The sequence below is a fragment of the Citrobacter sp. wls711 genome, from assembly GCF_005281055.1.
Lineage (GTDB): Bacteria > Pseudomonadota > Gammaproteobacteria > Enterobacterales > Enterobacteriaceae > Citrobacter > Citrobacter gillenii.
In genome coordinates this window covers 200,110-217,573 of sequence record NZ_SZXC01000027.1, presented here as the reverse complement: position 1 = coordinate 217,573, position 17,464 = coordinate 200,110, and the positions used below count along the sequence as shown (strand labels likewise).

The window sequence follows — 17,464 nt, the reverse complement described above, 5'->3', positions numbered from 1 at the left end:
CAGAGAGAGCGTTACACGGTATAAATCCGGATGTCGTGCGCCTGAAAAGTGGTGCCATACTGTTTGCTAATGTTTTCCTCTACCACTATCACATCGATTTCGCTGCTCTGAGCGACCACATATCGGGCCACCGCGGGGATCTTATCCGCCGTCAGCGCGACAATAGTTTCATTGCACTGCTTAATCACCGCTTTCTTGAACTCACAGTCGGCATAGTCAAACCCGGTTAAACCAGATTCCGGTGCCATTGCGCAGCCGCCAATAAATCCCTGGTCAAACAAAATGCCCTGCACCTGGGTTATCGCGGTGGTGCCTACACTTCCACCGGATGAGCGCTGTATCGGGCCACCGAGGATTATGACATCGTACAACGGTTTCTTGAGCAGAGCGGTGGCAATTTCCGGAGAATTAGTCACGACGGTCAAAGCAAGCTCGGCGGGTAACGCTTCAGCCATCGCCAGATTGGTGGTTCCGCTATCAATAAAGATACAGCTGCCGGATTTGACCAGTCGGGCACAGCGTTGCGCGAGGCTACTCTTTTTCGCCGTATTTTTTGTTTTCCTCACCGACATATCTTCAGATTCCGGCAAAGAAATGACGGCCCCACCGTACACTTTTTTGCAGACACCTTCTTTACTTAGTTCATGCAAATCCCGACGAATTGTGTGTTCTGACACGCCGAGTCGACCGGCAAGCTCGGAACAGACAACCCTACCGTTTTCCTGCAGGATTTGATAAATCAGCGACTGACGTTGTTCCGGGAATGCAGCATAATCGAGCATCAAAACTCCTGGTAAAATAAATATCGAGCAATAATAATCATGATCGTGCATTATGACTGGTATTGTCAATGTCCCTTAATGGGCGTGTTTGAGAGAGGCAGGTGATGAAGATTGCACATATGGCGCTGTGGACCCAGGATCTCGAGCGGCAGGCCCGTTTCTGGATCACCTTTTTGGGCGGTGAGATTAACGAAAAATACGCCAGTAAAACTAATCCCGGGTTTGAATCCTATTTTGTCAAAATTGGCGAGAGTATTGCGATTGAGTTAATGACTAAACCCGGCCTGAGCCAGGCGGTGCCCGACAATAACACCACCGGGTGGGTACATCTGGCGATCTCTGTTGGTGGGGTAGAGAACGTCGACTCAATATCAATGCGCGCCAAACAGCAGGGGATCCTCGTCTCCGGTCCGCGTACCACTGGCGATGGCTATTACGAAGCGGTCATTCACGATCCCGACGGCAATTTAATTGAGATTGTTGCATAACGCGAGTTGGTTTGCGCATATCGCGGTGGAAATCCCGGCTCCAGGCGCCTCGAACGAATGGCTGGAACCCGTGGCCGACGAAGAATACAACCAACTTCCCTGATTGATAGACTAATAAGACGCGGGGTTCCGCGCCTTATGCCTTTTAATGAGCAGAAGCCTGAGGATTGTCCATATACAGCGTCTGGCTTGGGAAGGCAAAGTCAGCGCCGTTTTCCTGGACCAGGGTGATAATTTTCAAATAAACATCCTGCTGTACGGCAAGCCACTCCTGCCATACGGTTGTTTTGGTGAAGCAGTAGACCATAATATTCAGCGAAGAATCGGCAAACTCATTAAAGTAGACCAGTAGGGTCTGCTTCTGGTCAATTCCAGGGTGATTTTGCAGCATCTGTCTGATCGCATCGACAATTGTGCTTATTTTATCGGCATCCTCATACCGCAACCCGATCACCGTTTTTATCCGTCGATTGCTCATCCTGCCCGGGTTTTCTACGCTAATTGATGAGAAAATCGAATTGGGCACATACAGGGGACGATGATCGAAGGTGTTTATTTTGGTCATCCGCCAGCCAATTTCGGTCACCGTACCTTCGATGTTTCTGTCCGGGGAGCGGATCCAGTCACCGATGCTGAACGGTCTGTCAAAATACAGCATGATACCTGAGAAGAAATTGCTCAGAATATCTTTCCCCGCCATACCGACAGCAATACCACCGATACCACCGAAGGTTAACAGGCCAGACAGGCTCATACCAAAATGCTCGCCGTACAGTAAAACGATGGCGACGACGATCGTAATCTTAATAATACGCGACAGGATCCGCGCACTGGTAATGTCCCGGCCTTTGTTGATCTGCGTTTTTTCAAACTGGTTAATCACCAGAAAGAGTTTTGTGGTTAAAATCAATGCAATCAACGAGGTACAAAGAAAATTGACCACGCTGGGCGAGACAAATGTCAGTTTATAGCTGTCGATAACGTTATTGGCGATGCTGCCAAACGTACCGATAATAATGGCATAGACGAAAAACTGCGCCGCGTGGAATATAAATCCTTTGCAGTGTTTTTCACTACGATGAAACCAGACGCTCATCAGCACTAATGCTGCACAGCAACTGAGAATGACCGTCAGATTAAAGGCATTATTCATAAACAATTTAGCGATCATGATTCTCCCTGGCTACTCCGTGTTAGCAAAATATCATCTGACATCCTGAACCTCAGGTATTTTACCTGTAACAGGCTGTCATATCATTCATCATGAGGAGATAGAAATAATACAATTAGCGCTATTTTCAGTTGAATAACGCGGGTGTCAACCCCGCAGGCAGTTTATGTAGCAGACAGTGAGTTGATGTCATGGTATTGTTATTGCAAAGTGACAATATTTTCATCTGCACAAGAAAAGGACGAGACTATGATCATGGCTAAGCTGAAGACAGCTAAGGGAAGAAAATTTCTGTTGTGTCTGCTTGGAGTGTTTATCATCGCCGCATCGGTGGTGACGCGAGCCACTATAGGTGGGGTGATTGAACAGTACAATATCCCGCTGTCTGACTGGACGGCTTCCATGTATGCCATCCAATCGGCAATGATTGGCGTCTACAGTATGGTGTTTACTATTCTGCTGGCAATCCCGCTTGGGATCTATTTCCTTGGCGGCGAGGATAAGCACTAAGCGCTTATGATGCCGGACGACATCGTCATCCGGCAGGTTGCTGCGTGATCAATCGTCTTCGTCGTCCAGTTCAACCGGCGTCTGATACTGATCGGGCTTAATGACCAGCAGATCGCAGCGTAGATGGTCGATGACCTGTTCCGCCGTATTGCCAAGGAATGCGGCAGAAATACCGGTGCGCCCCACGGTACCCAGTACTACGATACCCGCCTGTAAATGCTCTGCTAAATCAGGAATGACCTCTTCAGGCAGTCCTTTTTCAACGTGCGTGACTTTCTCATCGATGCTGAATTTCTGACGCAATGCCTTCATGGCCAGCAGGTGCTGTCCGCGAATCGCGTCGTTATAAACGCTAGGGTCAAACTCAGGCAGTTCAATGGCGATGTTGATTGGGGTAACAGGGTAAGCCCCCACCAAATGTACTTCGGTATGGTTAACCTGATCTGCGAGCATCAGCGTTTCTTTGACCAGCTTTTCGTTAAGCGCGTTGTGATACGCTTCTTCGCTGGCCAGGTTGACGGCAACCAACGCCTTCCCGCCTTCCGGCCATGGTTGGTCTTTGACCATCCACACCGGACTTGGGCATTTACGTAATAAATGCCAGTCGGTTGGGGTGAAAATCACCGCCTCCAGGCGGTCGTGCTGGTGCGCCATTTTAAGGACCAGGTCATGCTTAGCACTGATGACTTCCTGGATGATGGCTTCGAAGGGACGGTTGTGCCAGACCACTTTAATATCAAGAGGAATACCTGCATCAATATAGTATTTCGCTTGCTCGCGTATCCATGCCGTTCGCTGACTGATAACACCTTGACGCATTGCCGTCCGCTCATCGGGCGACAACAGGGTAGTCATCTCATAGGAAAAGTCATAGATCGGCAAAAAGGCTTTAATTTTGCCACCAATCCGTTGATGCAAATAAACAGCTCGCCGTAATGCAGGTTGATCGTCCTGGTTCGGATCGATGACCACCAGCATGTTTTGATACATAGCCATACAGGGTCTCCTTACAACTGTCACCGCAGTTTGTCATTAAAAGAGTAACCCAATAATGTGGATTGAAACAGGGGAGAACCTCCTGCCAGATCAATAAATCGGGAGAATCCCTGTTTTTTGTCCGTATCCCAAGAAATGAGAGCAACTGTTCTTAGCCGTTGTAACCCTTTGATGCCAGAACGGGTTGAGATTTCTCGTCAATTTAAAAAAACTCATCGAGCATCAAATGAAACTGCAACTTTTTCAGATCAGGGGTTGTGATGCCATATGTATGAAAAAGTCTATTCTGTAAAGACGGTGAAAAATCACCGAGACAGTTCCAGAGAATGGCAAGATCCTGGTATCGATCGGCGATACCAACGCGACCAACATCAATACAACCCACCACTTCACCCTGGCTAATAATAACGTTATCCAGTGAGAAGTCTCCGTGCGTCACCACGGAGTCGGGCGAGAAGGGTAAAAGGGACTGCATCTCATTCCAGACTTGTTCAACAGACCACCCCTTGCGCTCATCATCAAAATCATCAGCATCAACCAGACCGCTATTCATTCGTGTTTGCGCCAATGCGAGCCGAAACAAATGATCGCTGTTAAAAGGACAGTGGCTTACAGGGATCTGGTGTAACCGCTGCAGGAATACAGCAAGTGCATCAACAATACTATTCTGTGCAGCTGGGTATTCTTCTAACATCTGAAACGCAGTCTTGCCGGGTATCGCTGTTGTGAGTAGCAGCGCTTCATCCCCTGTGCGGGTAAAATGCTTGATAGCCGGAAGTGGTAAATAAGCCTTCAGCCAGTTAAGTCGGATCATTTCATCTGTAATATCATCGGCAACGGTCCCTCTACCTTGCTTCAGGTACAATTCCGGCGCACCAGCTTTACTATACAATCGATAAATGACTGCGCCAGATTGACCGGCATGATCACGCGCCCATTGATAGCCCTTCAGGTCAGCGTCCAGACTTGTATGTAATTGCAGAGCTGAGCACTGCTTTTCCCTTTGAATATAATTCATAACATTCCTTTGTATTGTGACTGACTCATAGCGGATGCATTTGTTGTAAGCAGAAAACGGATACCAGACGGGCAAAGCGGAAAAGAGTCGATGAATGATGATTAGAGCAGAAGAGAACCTTCTGCCAGATCGTTAAATTGGGAACATTTAGCGATGTGACAGAAGGGTAATAGCGATGCTTGCAGAACGATTACGCTACGTTGCGTGAATGGCCAGCAAGAACAGCCAGTGCGTCGCTATTCTCGATAGTGATATATTTGCCTTTCACCGCCAGCATGCCGCTTTTCTGGAATCGACCCAGCAGACGACTGATGGTTTCTACCGTGAGGCCGAGATAGTTACCAATATCTCCGCGAGTCATGGTCAGGCGGAATTCGCGAGGCGAGAATCCACGTTGGGCAAAACGACGGGACAAGTTGTAGATGAAGGCCGCTAAACGTTCTTCTGCGTTCTTCTTCGACAGCAACAGGATCATGTCCTGATCGCCTTTGATCTCGCCGCTCATCAGACGCATCATCTGCTGACGCAGATTCGGCATCTTACCGGACAGATCGTCCAGGGTCTCGAATGGGATTTCACAGACCATTGAGGTTTCCAGCGCCTGTGCGAAGCTCGGATGATGACCGCTACCGATGGCGTCAAAACCGACTAAATCGCCGGCCAGATGGAAACCGGTAATTTGCTCATCGCCTTGTTCGGTAATGGTATAGCTTTTAATCGTTCCGGAGCGGATAGCATAGAGTGATTTAAGTTCATCGCCTGCTTTAAAGAGCGTCTGCCCCTTTTGGATAGGCTTTTTACGCTCAATGATATTATCGAGCTGGTCAAGCTCGTGCTCGTTAAGTGTGAACGGGATGCAATCCTGGCTGATGCTGCAATCCTGGCAATGGATAGCACAACCGCCAGACTGAATGCGCCGTATAATTCGCTTTTCCGGGATCATAGGTCTGCTCAAGCCGTAATTGATATTTGTCAATTTTAACATCTTTTTGGTGAGCACGTAAGCCTGACCTACCCCTAAGAGAGAATAATTCAGGCATAAGCGAGTTGAATGTTTGTATCTGTTTGATTAACCGCACTTTATCTGCGGTTGCTTTATGTAGAAGTGTGATGAATAAGGCATTAATTGCCTGGATTCTAGAGTAGCAAATAGCCTTCATGGCGCAATAACCACTCTTTACGCTGCACACCACCTGCATATCCGGTCATGGTACCGTTGCGTCCAATCACGCGATGGCAGGGAACAACGATGCTGACTGGGTTAGAACCGTTTGCTGCACCCACGGCCCTGGCGGCACCGGGACGCCCCAGTTGTTCGGCCAGTTGCCCATAGTGCATCACCTGACCACAGGGGATCGCGCGTAGCGCTTGCCAGACTTCCCGCTGAAACGGGGTACCTGCGGTGGCCGTTTCCAGTGTGTCAATAATGCCCAGATTCCCCGCGAAATATTCAGACAACTTATCGCTTAACCCCCCGGGGTTTTTTGCGGCAATGCGCTGATAGCCTTCAGTGCGATAATGAATATCCAGCAGCTGTTCCATACGATCGCTGTGCTGATCCCATTCGACGGCGCGCAGGCGAAATTGTTCATCGCAAATCACCCACAGTGGACCTAGCGGTGTTGCAATGGTGTCTTCAAGTAAATTAAGCATCCGTTTCTCTCAATACCGGCGGGGCAATACCCGTGTCATCTGGCGGGCTTACACCTTATCACGCCAAGGATATTCACAGCTATACCCCCTAAGATCCACGACTTAAACCACCGAGTAGAATCGCCTGATTATTGGAAATAGCTGTAAACCGTTGTCGGTATAGTTGTCGGTATAATAGTGCGCAGTTATGATAATGACCGTCGCAAAATGCTGGAGGATGAAACATGAACCCTGATGACGCATCATTGTTTCTGGACGCTATGGGGGATGTTGAACCTCTGAAAGGCTGTACTGATATCCACTGGCAGCCTTCGCGCAATCCTCGTGCGCCAGCGCGTATTGATACGCTGCAGTTGGATAATTTTCTCTCTACAGGTTTTCTGGAGATCGTACCGTTGAACGAACCGCTGGCATTTCATCGCGAGGGGTTACAGCAGGGCGTTACCGATAAGCTGCGGAGCGGAAAGTATCCCCAGCAGGCGAGTCTCAATCTTTTGCGTCAGCCGGTCGAAACATGTCGTCAGATGTTATTCAGTTTTATCCATCAGGCCCTACAGGAGGGGCTGCGCAACGTCCTCATTATTCATGGCAAGGGACGAGACGATAATTCCCATGCCAATATCGTGCGCAGCTATGTGGCGCGTTGGTTGACGGAGTTTGACGACGTGCAGGCGTACTGCAGTGCACTGCCGCACCATGGTGGTAGCGGGGCATGTTATGTTGCACTTCGCAAAACGGCGCAGGCCAAACAGGAAAACTGGGAGCGCCATGCAAAGCGCAGTCGTTAACGGCTGCGATCTCAGGCTGCCAGCACCCGGTTTCTGCCTTCGTTCTTGGCTTTGTATAACGCGTCGTCCACGCGTTTGAACAATTCATCAATGCTTTCATTCGCTTCGTGTCGTGCCACGCCGATGCTGACGGTAAAGCGGGGAAGGCCCGGCAGGCCGACACGGGCAACCGTTGCACGTAGGGTTTCTGCCAGATTAAGTGCAACATCGAGAGATGTACGTGGCAGGAGCAGCAAAAATTCTTCACCTCCCCAACGAAAGACCAGATCGTCTTTACGCGCGCAGGCTTCCAGCGTGCGGGCTAGCGCGCAAAGCACCTCATCGCCCTTCAAATGACCGAAGAGATCGTTAATGCTTTTAAAACGATCGGTGTCGATCAGTAACAAGCTATAGTCCTGCGTCAGCGGCATAGCGTGCGTTTGTTCCGCTTCAGTGATGTGATAAAAATGCCTGCGATTGAATAATCCGGTTAAGGCGTCACGCAGTGCAGCCCGTTCCAGTTCCTGCTCAAGGCGTTTTTGCTCGGTAATATCGTGAATAATGCACAGCATCAGTTTATTACCGTAAATCTCGATGGGGCCAGCGTAGGTTTGCACGTGACGAGTGCTGCCGTCGGCCAGTTTGTGGACAAAATGTAAGGGCTTATGGCCGCCAGGCAGATGCGCAATTTTATGCATCACCGGTAAGACGTGACGCCCCAGCATGTTAATTTCCCAGGTATGTTTCTGGCACATCACGTCATGGCTGTAACCATAAAAATTCAGCGCACTGAGGTTGGCGTCGACAATCAACCCATCGCGAGACGGATCGATGAGCAGCATCGGCGCTGAGTTTGTCAGGAAAAAACGCGCGTAAAATCCCTGTTTCTTACGTTGGTAATTGGCGGAACGACTGGCTTTAAGCCCTTGTGCCGCCGGGGTTTCAATACCTTCAAAAAGAATGACGTCACCGCAATTAGCCAGAACTCTGATCGACAGACGGCAGGCCTGGGCAATTTCCTCTCCGTCCCGGCAAACTGTGAGGATTTCCACAATGTCATGCTGATTTTTCAGGTCGCTGAGATACTGGGTTAAGTCGGCCTGAGCATGGGTCGAAAACACCCCCTTCCTGAGGCGTGAGAAATCCCCAGCTTGCATGATTTCCCGAGCTACGGTATTGGCGAATACCAGGTCCTCGGTATAGGGCGAAACGAGCCAGACCGGAATGGTTAATAAATCCAGTGAATGCAGTTCGTTTGTGCTCATCGATAATCCCGTTATCTTCATTGGCTATGTTGCCGACCAACTGGCAACTAATATTTCTTTTTCAGTCTCACAACGATATTGATTCCTGGTGAGACAATGCCTGTGCGGCCAGTATCGGTTTTACGCTGCTTTCTGTGTGTATCAATTCATGGATCTGATGTGCGGGCAGGGGCTTAGCAAACAGAAAACCTTGTAAAACTCTGCATCCCATCTGGGTGAGGAGTATTTCCTGCTCATGTGTCTCTATACCCTCAGCCACTACGCACATATTCATCGAGTGGGCTATGTCAATAATAGTAGACACGATTTTTGTATTTTTGCTGTTCTCACTAATATCTTTGACAAATATTCTGTCAATTTTTAATTCCCGCGCCGGGAGTGACTTTAACATCAGGATATTTGAATAACCGGTGCCAAAATCATCAATAGAAATGGTGATGCCGAGTGCAGAAAATGCATTCAAAACGTCGACGCTATGCTTTAAATTTTTAAGGGCTGTACTTTCAGTCAGTTCCAGCGTTAATTGTGTCGGTGATAGCTGATATTGCGCGAGAGCATTGCAGACAAAATCGACGATATCATGCTGTTCAAACTGGGCGGATGAAAGATTTACGGCGAGCGTCCACTGGCTATGACCTTGCGACGCCCATTGGTGTAACTGAAAACAGGCCTGATGAATAACCCAGTCACCGACTGGAATGATCAGACCTGTCTCCTCAAGCGCGGGAAGAAATTCAGCAGGCAGCAGCATGCCGCGCTCGGGGTGGTGCCAGCGAAGGAGTGCTTCAAAACCGGTCAGCGTATGATCCCCTGCGGTATATTTAGGCTGATACCATAGCTCGAATTGATTATGCTCAAGCGCCTGCGACAGTTCCTGTAAAAATGTCGGTGGTGTATCTGCGATTGCCTCCATTTCTGGCGTGTATATTGCCCAACCGTTTCTGCCAGCCTGTTTAACATGGTACATCGCCATGTCAGCCTTCACTTTTAACTCATGCAACGTTGCGCCATGTTCAGGATAAATACTGCTTCCTGCGCTTAACGACACCCGAAGAGAATGTCCACATAACGAAAACGGCTCTTTGATAACATTGGCAACACGGGTCAGCAGGTCGGAGATAGCCTCTCTGCCGCTATTCGGAACCAGCAGCATAAATTCATCCCCACCCAGTCTTGCGAGGGTCATGGTCTCATCGAGACAGGTATAGATGCGTTGAGTGCTGGCGATCAGCAATTGATCACCCATGTGATGACCCCAGGTATCGTTAACCACTTTGAACCGATCGAGGTCGATAAAGACTAGCGAAAACGGGTGTTGATGCAGTTTGGAGTCCTGCATGCAGGACTGTAAGCAGGCATCGATCTGGGTGCGGTTGGCAAGTCCAGTCAGCGGGTCAAAGTGGACCTGATGTTCGAGCTGACAGTTTAATTGATGCAAATTATCTGCCAGTCGTGATGTCCGTAGTTGGGCGTCCACCATCGAAATCACCAGCATTATCCCCAGGATCACCATCGTTATGGCGCTGACCCAAATGGAGAGTTCCAGCGTGGAGATCCCCTCGTGCGCGGTGTGCGTGACGTGAGTGAAAGTTGCAGCACTCATCCCGGTGTAATGCATAGACGCAATAGCCAGCGCCATAATGAGCGCGGCAATAAGGCGGTAGATCAACGCGCGCCGGGTATTTTGGCGTAAATGAAACGCCAGCCATAAACCCACGCCCGACGCCACGACGGCAATGACCACAGAGAGCAGAATAAGCCTGCGATCCCAGATAATTGCCACATGTTCAATAATGGCCGCCATGCCAACGTAGTGCATTGCCACTACGCCAGTGCTTAATAGACTCGTGGCGACAACCAGGCGTTTTGTTGAAAGCGTCTGACCCGATATGGCGATATTGATGGCAAACGTTGCACTTACAAGAGCAATGAGAAAAGAGCACGCGGTGAGTACGAAATGATAATTTATCGACATGCTCATTTTCATGGCCAGCATACCAATAAAATGCATTGACCAGATCCCCAGACCCAGCGTCGCACCACCGGATAACCGCCAGAAGGTCGATTCTCGTCGACTGGAGATTGCCACTTTTCCCGCACTGTCGAGAGCAATAAAAGAGGCAATAAAAGCGACTACAAAGGAAATCCCAATCAGTACAGGGTCCCACGACACGTGCAACATCGTACTACCTATAGATAAAAAGTCGTGATGTTAAATCTAGCAGGTTTTGTCAAGTTAACCCGATAAAACCAGGAATAGTCTTAATATTTCATCATGAGTATTAGCTTGAACCTCTCAAAATAGGAAATATTCTATTTTCGCTTATATAAACATTCACCATATTTATGTTTTTGCGCATTTTGTGTTCGTGGCGTGCTCCTCATCACAATAATCTGAACGTTGGTGCCGTGACCCGCTTTGGCAGAGAAAAATGTGGCATTAATGAAAATTTAAACTGTAATAATACGCCTTAAGTGAAAGTGGGTTAGGGTCCAGTTGAAAATTAAGGTTTCTGCGTAAGCGAATGGTAATCTGTGTCGCAACTGCTATAAAAATTACTACCCGTATTTATATTATTTCTTGGTGAGCAGAGCTGAAATGTTGAAGAATATAAGCGTCAGGACGTTTATTATTTCATTTGTGACATTAACACTTTTTATTCTCAATGTGATGGAGTTATTATTATCCACAGAGATTGATACTATTATTTATACTGACGTAGTGAGTCTGATCTCGATATTATGTCTGTGGTGGTACATGACAAAATATCTCGTTGAACCAATCAATACCGTTAAAAAAAGCATTGAAGAGGTCACGTCAGGGAATTTGGCGATCAGTATTCCTGAGTTCGGAAATAATTGCGCCGGGCGACTTATTCCGGGTATCAATAGCTTATCGAGTAATATTTCTGCGTTAGTCAGCGAAATCCGCACTTCTTCACGCACGGCGATGATGCTCTCTGAACAACTTGCGGACCGCAGTGCAGCGCTGTCGGTTAAAACGGAGCAGCAATCAGGGGCGTTAACGCAAACCTCTGCCAATATGGATGAGATAGCCATCAGTACACGCAATAATGCTGAGAATACGCAGTTGGCCAGTGCCCAGGCGAATATCGCTACACACTCTGCCCGTCAGGGGGGCGAATTAATGGTACAGGTTGCGACCAATATGCGCTCTATCACCGAATGCGCGCAGCAGATGACGGAAATCATCGCCCTGATTGACGGCATTGCTTTTCAGACGAATATTCTGGCATTAAACGCAGCTGTGGAATCAGCACGAGCAGGTGAGCACGGCAAGGGGTTTTCCGTGGTAGCGGGAGAGGTGAGGACGCTGGCCCATCGTAGTGCTGAAGCGGCAAAGAGTATTAAACGGCTGATTGATGAAACACATTACAACGTGCGCGAAGGGGCGGCTATTGTCCGCGAAGCCGAAAAAAACATGCAGGATATCGTGGGCGGCGCCGGGCAATTGGACCAATTGATGGGGGAGATATTAACCACCACGCGGGAACAGGAGAAGGGTATCGTAAAGATTACCCAGGCCCTGGCAGAGTTGGAAAACGTGACTCAAAGTAATGCCATCATGGTTGATGAGTTATCGGATTCATCTGCCATTCTGAAAAATCAGGTAAACGACCTGCAGTCACGAACACATAAATTTCATTTAAGTAACACTCCGGAAAAAGAATTTTTCCCACAACCTCACGGCACCGTAACACCTTCGGGGCTCAGCCGACGGGATAAATACGGTCATTCATTCTAATCCTGTAGTCACCCGCGCCGACGTCGTCGGCGTTTTCATTTTTATTTAACTTTTCTGAATCATTTCAGCACAATGGGATAATGAGATATTGCTTAACATAATCTGCAGGCTAGACTAACGAAAAAGACTGAATGACTGTGGAGGCGCTGTGGAAGCCATTAAGGGAGCGGACGTTAATGTGCCGGATGCCGTGTTTGCCTGGCTACTGGATGGCCAGGGCGGAGTAAAACCGCTGGAAGATAACGATGTGATCGATGCTCAGCATCCCTGCTGGTTGCATCTTAATTATACCCATTCTGATAGCGCGAAGTGGTTGGCGACGACGCCTCTGCTTCCTAATATTGTGCGCGATGCGCTGGCCGGTGAAAGTACGCGCCCACGAGTCAGCCGGATAGGGGAAGGCACGCTGATCACCCTGCGGTGTATTAATGGCAGCACGGATGAGCGTCCAGACCAACTGGTGGCAATGCGTTTATATATGGATGAGCGGCTGATTGTCTCGACGCGTCAGCGTAAGGTGCTGGCGTTGGATGATGTGATCAGCGATTTGCAAGAAGGAACGGGGCCGAATGACTGTGGCAGTTGGTTGGTGGATGTCTGTGACGCGTTAACCGATCATGCCAGTGAGTTTATTGAACAGCTGCACGACAAAATTATCGATCTGGAAGACAATTTACTCGATCAACAAATCCCACCGCGCGGCTTTCTGGCACTGTTGCGTAAGCAACTGATCGTCATGCGGCGCTATATGGCGCCACAGCGAGATGCCTATGCACGTCTGGCGAGCGAACGACTGCCGTGGATGACCGACGATCAGCGGCGCCGGATGCAGGATATCGCCGACAGGCTGGGAAGAGGGTTGGATGAGATTGACGCCTGTATTGCCCGGACCGGTATCATGGCGGATGAAATTGCGCAGGTGATGCAGGAATCGTTGGCTCGCAGAACCTATACCATGTCGTTGATGGCGATGGTCTTTCTGCCCAGCACATTCTTAACCGGATTGTTTGGCGTTAACCTTGGGGGAATTCCCGGTGGCGGCTGGCAGTTTGGTTTCTCATTGTTTTGTATTCTGTTAGTGCTCCTGATTGGTGGTGTTACTTTATGGTTGCATCGTAGTAAATGGTTGTAACAACAACGTTTTTTACCGCCTCGGATGGGCGAAAACGTTTAATATTTTGAGCGAGGTCAATAAACTCTCTACCTATTCGGGGCAATATCTCTCTCGCAGGTGAATGCAACGTCAAGCGATGGGCGTTGCGCTCCATATTGTCTTACTTCCTTTTTTGAATTACTGCATAGCACAATTGATTCGTACGACGCCGACTTAGATTAGTCGGCTTTTTTTTGCCTGCAGGAAATGAGCGTCTACCCTAAAAGAGTCAACCTGAATGACTGGAGGGAATATGACCCGTCTTACGCTATTGCTACCGTTGCCCACACTCAACACCGACTCTGTACCGACCGATCCGGTACCCATTCCTGACCCGATACCTCGTCCGCAGCCGATGCCCGATCCACCGCCGGATGAAGAACCGATTAAATTGTCGCATCACGGGCGCAGATCTGCGAGGATACGCGCCTGCTAATTGTAAGTTCTTACCGCGAGATTAAATTGTGACCGCTTTTTCTACTCTGAATGTTTTACCTGCCGCTCAACTCGAGAATCTTAACGAGCTGGGTTATCTTGAAATGACGCCTGTTCAGGCCGCTGCGCTACCGGCGATCCTGGCAGGAAAAGATGTTCGCGTGCAGGCAAAAACCGGCAGTGGCAAAACGGCCGCGTTTGGTCTTGGACTGTTACAGCACATTGATGCCGCGCTGTTTCAGACGCAGTCGCTGGTCTTATGCCCCACACGTGAACTGGCTGACCAGGTCGCGGGCGAACTGCGTCGATTAGCGCGTTTCCTGCCGAATACCAAGATATTAACGTTGTGCGGTGGACAACCTTTTGGCGCACAGCGTGACTCTTTGCAACATGCGCCACATATTATTGTCGCCACGCCGGGCAGATTGCTCGACCACCTGCAAAAAGGTACCGTGTCGCTGGAAGCCCTGAATACACTGGTAATGGATGAAGCCGATCGCATGCTGGATATGGGCTTTAGCGATGCCATTGATGAGGTGATCCGCTTTGCGCCTGCGTCACGCCAAACGCTGCTGTTTTCGGCGACCTGGCCGGAAGCGATTGCCGCAATCAGTGGCCGGGTGCAGCAAAATCCGTTAACGATTGAAATCGATACGGTGGATGCGCTGCCGGCGATTGAACAACAGTTTTTTGAAACCTCCACACACGGCAAAATTTCGTTGCTGCAAAAGTTGCTCAGTCAACATCAGCCGGCATCGTGCGTTGTCTTCTGTAACACCAAAAAAGATTGCCAGGCCGTGTGCGATGCGTTGAATGCCGCGGGGCAAAGTGCGCTGTCACTCCATGGCGACCTGGAGCAGCGCGATCGCGATCAGACGCTGATTCGTTTCGCTAACGGTAGCGCGCGCGTGCTGGTGGCAACCGATGTTGCAGCACGTGGCCTCGATATTAAATCGCTTGAGCTGGTGGTGAACTACGAACTGGCATGGGATCCGGAAGTGCATGTACACCGTATTGGACGTACTGCGCGTGCGGGTAACAGCGGCCTGGCCATCAGCTTCTGTGCGCCAGAAGAAGCCCAGCGTGCCAATATTCTTTCTGAAATGCTGCAACTTAAGCTGAACTGGCTACCTGCACCTGGCAACGGTTCAATTGTGCCGCTTGAGGCCGAGATGGCGACGCTGTGCATTGATGGCGGCAAAAAGGCAAAAATGCGTCCGGGTGATGTTCTGGGGGCATTGACCGGTGATATGGGGCTGGATGGGGCCGACATTGGCAAGATTGCCGTGCATCCGATGCATGTCTACGTGGCCGTTCGTCAGTCCGTGGCGCACAAAGCGTGGAAGCAGTTACAAAACGGTAAGATTAAAGGCAAAACCTGTCGGGTTCGTCTGTTGAAATAAATGTCCGTTGGAGTGCCTGATGGCGCTCCACTTATCTGGCCTACAGGCGTTTATGCATGTCGTAGGCCGGATAGGACGTTTACGTCGCCATCCGGCATGATAAATTACTTCACTTCAACCACGTTCAGGCGTAACTCATCCAGCTGATTTTCATCTTCTTCCGGCTGCCAGCCAGCAGGTTGCAGCGGGATCTCTTCGCGATCGAACGCTAAGTCACCGCCGTCAACGACCGCTGAGCCGTGCTTAATACCTTTAAAGTCGAACAGATTGATATCGCTAAGATGCGAAGGCACCACGTTCTGCATTGCGCTGAACATGGTTTCAATACGGCCCGGGTAGCGTTTATCCCAGTCACGCAGCATGTCAGCAATCACCTGACGCTGCAGGTTCGGTTGTGAACCGCACAGGTTACACGGAATAATCGGGTAGCCTTTGGCTTCTGCAAAACGCTCAATGTCTTTTTCACGGCAATAGGCCAGCGGACGAATGACGATATGCTTTCCGTCGTCGCTCATCAGCTTCGGTGGCATACCTTTCATTTTCCCGCCGTAAAACATGTTTAAAAACAGCGTTTGCAGGATATCGTCGCGGTGGTGTCCCAGCGCAATTTTCGTGGCACCAAGTTCGGTTGCCGTGCGGTACAGAATGCCGCGGCGCAGGCGAGAGCACAGTGAGCAGGTTGTTTTCCCTTCCGGAATTTTGTCTTTGACGATCCCGTAGGTATTCTCTTCGACAATTTTGTACTCGACGCCCAGTTGTTCCAGATACTCCGGCAGAATGTGTTCCGGGAAACCGGGCTGTTTCTGATCCAGGTTAACCGCAACCAGAGAAAAACTGATCGGCGCGCTTTGCTGCAAATTGCGCAGGATCTCCAGCATGGTGTAGCTGTCTTTCCCACCGGAAAGGCACACCATAATGCGATCGCCATCTTCAATCATGTTGAAGTCGGCAATCGCTTCGCCTACGTTACGACGCAGACGCTTTTGTAATTTGTTCAGGTTATACTGATCTTTTTTGCTAATATCTTGATTTTGCGACATTTAATAGAGGCTCAATTCATAGTGTGGCATCAGAAGAGAATGCATCACGCCGGATTGTCCGGCAAAAGAAGTCTGATATAAAAACTGTGGCGTGTATGGTACGGATAAGCGGGAAAAATGTCAGCACATTTAGGTCAGGAATCGCGGGGTAAAAGAGGTAGAAATGAAAAGCCCGCAGCGATGTGCGGGCCAGAAAGCTTAGCGGACGACCAGAACCGAACACTCCGCATGCCGCACTACAGCTGCGGCGTTGGAGCCAAGCAGATAAGTGGTGATGTCAGGTCGGTGCGAGGCAATAATGACCATATCTGCGGGTAATTTCTTGGCAAGCTCCAGAATTTTATCTTTTGGCGAACCCTCAACGACATGAACGTGAATTCTGTCTGCCGGGATATTGAACTTCTTGATCATCTCTTCCAGTTGAGATTTCGCTTCGGCCTTAAGATCGTCCATGGCCGGCAACTCAGCCGAGTAGGCCAGTCCAAGCGAAGCATAATAGGGCAATGACGGAATAACGGTCAGAAAATGGACCTGTGCATCGTCAATTCTTGCCTCGGCTTCGACATGGGCAATAACGCGTTGAGTTAATTCTGAGTCTGAAATATCGATGGGTACAAGAATCGTTCTGTTCATAAAACCTCCTGTTTAAGTATCCTCCTAAAGCTTACCGCGTAATGGCACTTTATGTACAATGACAGAGATCACATTTTGGCATCACTTTATTTTGAGTTCAGGGAACTTGCCTTTTATTACGCCATCGTAAAACCGGCCTTTTGAGACCACTGTCAGGAAATCTCGAAAGATACGCGCCGGGACCGAGTGATATTGCAGGATTTCCGTATGGTGAAAACGAATTTCTAACGTGCGGGATGATTCGTCATAACCGACGGATGCAATACGGGATGATTTGACGGGGTGATGATTCATTGCAGGCATCCTCTGCGGCGAGTGTGAAGGCAATATATCATCTATCAGGGATGTGTTTTAACGCAACAGATATAATGTTTTGATCTACAT

At 49.3% G+C, this 17,464-nt stretch carries 18 protein-coding genes and 1 pseudogene; 8 read left to right on the top strand and 11 right to left on the bottom strand.

Translation table 11 applies throughout. The annotated features are described in order from the left end of the window. Positions 1-11: 11 nt before the first annotated feature. Positions 12-782 carry a DeoR/GlpR family DNA-binding transcription regulator gene (locus FDW98_RS13525; protein ID WP_096756903.1) on the bottom strand — a complete coding sequence of 257 codons (771 nt, stop codon included), beginning with the start codon at positions 780-782 and terminating at the stop codon, positions 12-14. Positions 783-886: 104 nt separating this feature from the next. Here FDW98_RS13525 and FDW98_RS13520 point away from each other — a divergent pair, with 104 nt between their 5' ends. Continuing rightward, on the top strand, positions 887-1,270 hold the full coding sequence (locus FDW98_RS13520; protein WP_096756904.1) for a VOC family protein: 384 nt from the start codon (positions 887-889) through the stop codon (positions 1,268-1,270). 4 nt (positions 1,271-1,274) lie between these two features. Then, positions 1,275-1,373: pseudogene (locus FDW98_RS23825) on the top strand (cupin domain-containing protein); the annotation flags it as partial. 42 nt (positions 1,374-1,415) lie between these two features. Here the strand turns inward: FDW98_RS23825 and FDW98_RS13510 are convergent. Next, positions 1,416-2,441 (bottom strand): mechanosensitive ion channel family protein, encoded by a 1,026-nt coding sequence (locus tag FDW98_RS13510; RefSeq protein WP_096756905.1) that lies wholly within the window; start codon positions 2,439-2,441, stop codon positions 1,416-1,418. A 249-nt stretch (positions 2,442-2,690) separates the two neighbouring features. Between FDW98_RS13510 and FDW98_RS13505 the strand changes: the two genes are divergently transcribed. Then, positions 2,691-2,951, top strand: a complete 261-nt coding sequence (locus FDW98_RS13505) for a DUF2534 family protein (protein ID WP_096756906.1) — start codon at positions 2,691-2,693, stop codon at positions 2,949-2,951. A 48-nt stretch (positions 2,952-2,999) separates the two neighbouring features. Here FDW98_RS13505 and uspE read toward each other — a convergent pair whose 3' ends face one another. The 4 genes from uspE to ogt form a co-directional block, all read right to left on the bottom strand. Then, on the bottom strand, positions 3,000-3,947 hold the full coding sequence (gene uspE / locus FDW98_RS13500; protein ID WP_096756907.1) for a universal stress protein UspE: 948 nt from the start codon (positions 3,945-3,947) through the stop codon (positions 3,000-3,002). A gap of 202 nt (positions 3,948-4,149) precedes the next feature. After that, complete coding sequence (locus FDW98_RS13495) at positions 4,150-4,965, bottom strand: APH(3')-I family aminoglycoside O-phosphotransferase (protein WP_096756908.1); 816 nt, start codon at positions 4,963-4,965, stop codon at positions 4,150-4,152. Between the two features lie 190 nt (positions 4,966-5,155). Further along, positions 5,156-5,908 carry a fumarate/nitrate reduction transcriptional regulator Fnr gene (fnr, locus tag FDW98_RS13490; RefSeq protein ID WP_137398865.1) on the bottom strand — a complete coding sequence of 251 codons (753 nt, stop codon included), beginning with the start codon at positions 5,906-5,908 and terminating at the stop codon, positions 5,156-5,158. Positions 5,909-6,102: 194 nt separating this feature from the next. Continuing rightward, entirely contained in the window at positions 6,103-6,618 is a 516-nt protein-coding gene (gene ogt / locus FDW98_RS13485) for a methylated-DNA--[protein]-cysteine S-methyltransferase (protein WP_096756910.1), read from the bottom strand. 224 nt (positions 6,619-6,842) lie between these two features. Here ogt and smrA point away from each other — a divergent pair, with 224 nt between their 5' ends. After that, positions 6,843-7,406, top strand: coding sequence for a DNA endonuclease SmrA (smrA, locus tag FDW98_RS13480; RefSeq protein WP_096756911.1), 564 nt, complete (start codon positions 6,843-6,845; stop codon positions 7,404-7,406). 11 nt (positions 7,407-7,417) lie between these two features. On the opposite strand, the gene FDW98_RS13475 is transcribed toward smrA, so the two are convergent. Further along, on the bottom strand, positions 7,418-8,650 hold the full coding sequence (locus FDW98_RS13475; protein WP_096756912.1) for a sensor domain-containing diguanylate cyclase: 1,233 nt from the start codon (positions 8,648-8,650) through the stop codon (positions 7,418-7,420). 67 nt (positions 8,651-8,717) lie between these two features. Next, entirely contained in the window at positions 8,718-10,832 is a 2,115-nt protein-coding gene (locus FDW98_RS13470; RefSeq protein WP_096756913.1) for a bifunctional diguanylate cyclase/phosphodiesterase, read from the bottom strand. A 417-nt stretch (positions 10,833-11,249) separates the two neighbouring features. On the opposite strand from FDW98_RS13470, the gene FDW98_RS13465 reads away from it, so the two are divergent. The 4 genes from FDW98_RS13465 to dbpA all read left to right on the top strand — a co-directional run bounded on the left by FDW98_RS13465 (position 11,250) and on the right by dbpA (position 15,407). Next, positions 11,250-12,416 (top strand): methyl-accepting chemotaxis protein, encoded by a 1,167-nt coding sequence (locus FDW98_RS13465; RefSeq protein ID WP_096756914.1) that lies wholly within the window; start codon positions 11,250-11,252, stop codon positions 12,414-12,416. Between the two features lie 148 nt (positions 12,417-12,564). Further along, the gene (gene zntB / locus FDW98_RS13460; RefSeq protein WP_096756915.1) at positions 12,565-13,548 is read left to right on the top strand and encodes a zinc transporter ZntB; all 984 of its coding nucleotides are present in this window, start codon (positions 12,565-12,567) and stop codon (positions 13,546-13,548) included. Positions 13,549-13,822: 274 nt separating this feature from the next. Further along, positions 13,823-14,005, top strand: a complete 183-nt coding sequence (locus tag FDW98_RS13455) for a hypothetical protein (protein WP_096756916.1) — start codon at positions 13,823-13,825, stop codon at positions 14,003-14,005. A 28-nt stretch (positions 14,006-14,033) separates the two neighbouring features. Continuing rightward, positions 14,034-15,407, top strand: a complete 1,374-nt coding sequence (gene dbpA, locus FDW98_RS13450) for an ATP-dependent RNA helicase DbpA (RefSeq protein ID WP_096756917.1) — start codon at positions 14,034-14,036, stop codon at positions 15,405-15,407. Between the two features lie 104 nt (positions 15,408-15,511). Here the strand turns inward: dbpA and ttcA are convergent, their stop codons facing one another. From ttcA to FDW98_RS13435, 3 genes are all read right to left on the bottom strand, one after another. Continuing rightward, the gene (gene ttcA, locus FDW98_RS13445) at positions 15,512-16,447 is read right to left on the bottom strand and encodes a tRNA 2-thiocytidine(32) synthetase TtcA (RefSeq protein WP_096756918.1); all 936 of its coding nucleotides are present in this window, start codon (positions 16,445-16,447) and stop codon (positions 15,512-15,514) included. Between the two features lie 198 nt (positions 16,448-16,645). Continuing rightward, positions 16,646-17,080: a universal stress protein UspF gene (uspF, locus tag FDW98_RS13440; RefSeq protein WP_096756919.1), complete on the bottom strand. Its 435-nt coding sequence runs from the start codon at positions 17,078-17,080 to the stop codon at positions 16,646-16,648. Between the two features lie 81 nt (positions 17,081-17,161). Continuing rightward, positions 17,162-17,374, bottom strand: coding sequence for a KTSC domain-containing protein (locus FDW98_RS13435; RefSeq protein WP_096756920.1), 213 nt, complete (start codon positions 17,372-17,374; stop codon positions 17,162-17,164). Positions 17,375-17,464 lie beyond the last annotated feature (90 nt).

Coding starts and splice junctions, on each gene's coding strand:
- FDW98_RS13525 (WP_096756903.1), bottom strand. CDS start 782: ATGCTCGATTATGCTGCATTCCCGGAACAACGTCAGTCGCTGATTTAT.
- FDW98_RS13520 (WP_096756904.1), top strand. CDS start 887: ATGAAGATTGCACATATGGCGCTGTGGACCCAGGATCTCGAGCGGCAG.
- FDW98_RS13510 (WP_096756905.1), bottom strand. CDS start 2,441: ATGATCGCTAAATTGTTTATGAATAATGCCTTTAATCTGACGGTCATT.
- FDW98_RS13505 (WP_096756906.1), top strand. CDS start 2,691: ATGATCATGGCTAAGCTGAAGACAGCTAAGGGAAGAAAATTTCTGTTG.
- uspE (WP_096756907.1), bottom strand. CDS start 3,947: ATGGCTATGTATCAAAACATGCTGGTGGTCATCGATCCGAACCAGGAC.
- FDW98_RS13495 (WP_096756908.1), bottom strand. CDS start 4,965: ATGAATTATATTCAAAGGGAAAAGCAGTGCTCAGCTCTGCAATTACAT.
- fnr (WP_137398865.1), bottom strand. CDS start 5,908: ATGATCCCGGAAAAGCGAATTATACGGCGCATTCAGTCTGGCGGTTGT.
- ogt (WP_096756910.1), bottom strand. CDS start 6,618: ATGCTTAATTTACTTGAAGACACCATTGCAACACCGCTAGGTCCACTG.
- smrA (WP_096756911.1), top strand. CDS start 6,843: ATGAACCCTGATGACGCATCATTGTTTCTGGACGCTATGGGGGATGTT.
- FDW98_RS13475 (WP_096756912.1), bottom strand. CDS start 8,650: ATGAGCACAAACGAACTGCATTCACTGGATTTATTAACCATTCCGGTC.
- FDW98_RS13470 (WP_096756913.1), bottom strand. CDS start 10,832: ATGTTGCACGTGTCGTGGGACCCTGTACTGATTGGGATTTCCTTTGTA.
- FDW98_RS13465 (WP_096756914.1), top strand. CDS start 11,250: ATGTTGAAGAATATAAGCGTCAGGACGTTTATTATTTCATTTGTGACA.
- FDW98_RS13455 (WP_096756916.1), top strand. CDS start 13,823: ATGACCCGTCTTACGCTATTGCTACCGTTGCCCACACTCAACACCGAC.
- ttcA (WP_096756918.1), bottom strand. CDS start 16,447: ATGTCGCAAAATCAAGATATTAGCAAAAAAGATCAGTATAACCTGAAC.
- uspF (WP_096756919.1), bottom strand. CDS start 17,080: ATGAACAGAACGATTCTTGTACCCATCGATATTTCAGACTCAGAATTA.
- FDW98_RS13435 (WP_096756920.1), bottom strand. CDS start 17,374: ATGAATCATCACCCCGTCAAATCATCCCGTATTGCATCCGTCGGTTAT.